This window comes from Pseudoalteromonas sp. Z1A8 (assembly GCF_011378855.1).
Classification (GTDB): Bacteria; Pseudomonadota; Gammaproteobacteria; order Enterobacterales; family Alteromonadaceae; genus Pseudoalteromonas.
The window spans coordinates 1-2410 of the sequence record NZ_WTLB01000114.1 but is presented as its reverse complement, the minus strand read 5'-3'; the positions used below and the strand labels follow the sequence as shown (position 1 = coordinate 2410).

The following is a 2410-nucleotide window of genomic DNA, read 5'->3' as shown; positions in this document are numbered from 1 at the left end:
TTTATTTTGACAGGATAAGTCAGGCTTGTAGTTAGCCATAACAGTTTACCGTGGGTGAATAATATCTATTAGATCACAGCGAACAGATGGATTCAAGGTTAAAAAGCAACCAACCAAGAATAGTTGGATACGTTCCTAAAAAGAGTAATTCTACAGCCTCAACGCCTTGCTAAGAGGCAAAATATAGTTGGTTAAAATAAGCGAGGCACGAGCAAAAAACCAACTGTATTTTGTCCTGCTTGTGCAACTTGTTAGTTGCCTTTTGCGAATTGCCAAAAGTCTCTGTTAGCGTACAGAACCCAATTTAAACTTTTGGGGACCATATAGAAATCTAAAATTTCAGTAGAGCTTTGGAATTTATCAAATTTAGACCATTTTAAATTTAGCTGTTCGCATAACCTTTTAGTTAAACCTGAGTGTTTATATTTACGTTCAAAGGTCTCAAATACAAACACTGTTTCGCCATATTTAGATTCAGAAACACCTGAAAAAATGAGACTGAATTGATCTTCAGATAACCAATTATTCACTTCGGAATTAGAGTTTTTAATGATTTCCCAAGAATTAGAAGTAAGACTTAATTCTTGGGCATTTTCAGTATCGATAATCGATTTTAATTCATCAAAGTGCAACTGAAACTCCATAGGCAACTAACGAGCCTGTAGATTAACTCGTTTTTTTATTTATTTTTATTGATAAACAAACCATAGCTGAGTTCCTATTTTGGTTCAATCGATTACTGTATTTTTACGCAGCATATAAAGAAGTGTTTGGTGTTGTTTAAATTGGCGTTTTGGAAGGGATTACGAGTGGTTGAGTGGCTTTTATTTAGGTTAAAAGGGCTTCCCCTTCTTAATGCATCGTGTTTTGCAGCTTTTTTATATGAACAGATAAACCAGATAAACAGATAAACTAGACAGCCACTTTAATTGAACAAACAAAATGTTGCCATTAAATTTAATTTGTAGGTTAATAATATATCTTTTATCGACAGGTTATTTTCATTTCATCCATCAAATAAGTCATTAGCGCTCTTAATCTAAATTGCACGCATGAAAATGACTGCATGGTGCAGTTGTAATTTATTATTGAATAGTTTTACTGAGTAGTTTACGTTTTATGCCAGTAGCTTTTCGCAGTTACTGATATTCGCTCGCCGCTTTCGCTTTAAGTTTTCACAATAAGCTTCTTGTGAGGCTGGCCTGCCCACTGCACCACGAAATACGCGCGTAAATTGGGTTGTAAGCTTTAACCAGTTTTCTGGAGATATATTCACCCTTTCCAGTAAAGACAAATGTGTACTTTCAATATACCCTCGCTTGTCTTCTCGTATGCAACGTCCTGTTAATTCAACAAGTTCAAGGTACGATTTAAGCTCAAACGGCAGCCCTTTTGGCATTATTTGACGTGACATCCCTGCAAAACGAAGGAGTTGTTTTGGCTGCTTGCCTTCTTTTGCGCATATTAAGCGTACTTGAGCGCTGGTATGGTCTGACTCTTCTGGCGTTTTAGCCATCTTGGCTCTAATGGGGTTTAAATCGACATACGCCATACAGGCGGCAAGTGCGGCTTCATCAAGCAGTGCTTGTGAGCTAAATCGACCCTCCCAAAACCTGCCAGTACAGTTATCTTCCTTATTTGCTCTGCGAGCAATATCTTCATTTAACAACCGCATAAACCAGCTAATACTTGATAGGCGCTCTCGATATTCCTTTACTGTTTGATTAAAAAAGATGAGTTCAACTTTACTTAGCTTTTCACCCTGTACATATTTTTGCGTTAACACTGTGCCTTTACAGAGTTTATGCCAGCGAATAACAATCGCTTTATCATTCAGCCTATTCGCTTTCTTATCATCAACATACAGTACTAAATGGGTATGATTACTCATAACGGCATAAGCACATACATCAATACAAAACACCTTAGCTAACTCAAGCAGTTTGTCTTCAACCCAGCCTCTACGATGCTCGTAAGACTTGCCTGTAAAACGGTCTTCGCCACATAAAAATGCACGGCGTACACAACGTGAAATACAGTGGTAGTACTTTGTATCAACCAAACTTACTTGACGCTTTCTTGCGATAGCCATAAGACACCCTGCTTGTTTTTTACACTAAATAAAACGTAGTCCTTAATTTAAAAAAGAGCAAAATTTAGGATGGGTGTCACTGTTAATTGCTTTCACTCATAAATAAAATGTTCGTCTCACACGCTTTAGCAATTCGACGGCTACTGATCAAACCATGTGCATAGCCCAGTAAAATAATCTTTAGCATTACCGAGGATGGATACGCCGCCGCGCCCGTTTTGTCATTGTTGTACCACGCGTCAAACCCCGATAAATCGAGTTTATTTTCGACAATATAACAAAGGGCATACTCAAAAGTGCCAGGCAGAATTTGCTCAG

General features: G+C 37.8%; 3 protein-coding genes. All 3 read right to left on the bottom strand.

From position 1 onward, the window contains the following. Positions 1-251: 251 nt before the first annotated feature. On the bottom strand, positions 252-632 hold the full coding sequence (locus GQR55_RS19875) for a hypothetical protein (protein ID WP_166421953.1): 381 nt from the start codon (positions 630-632) through the stop codon (positions 252-254). 485 nt (positions 633-1117) lie between these two features. Continuing rightward, entirely contained in the window at positions 1118-2092 is a 975-nt protein-coding gene (locus tag GQR55_RS19870; protein WP_166421952.1) for a transposase, read from the bottom strand. Between the two features lie 82 nt (positions 2093-2174). Then, a partial coding sequence (locus tag GQR55_RS19865) for a transposase (protein ID WP_240916935.1) occupies positions 2175-2410 on the bottom strand: 236 nt, incomplete at its 5' end.

What these genes read in the sequence shown, in the direction of transcription:
- GQR55_RS19870 (WP_166421952.1), bottom strand. Translation starts at nt 2,092, where the DNA reads ATGGCTATCGCAAGAAAGCGTCAAGTAAGTTTGGTTGATACAAAGTAC.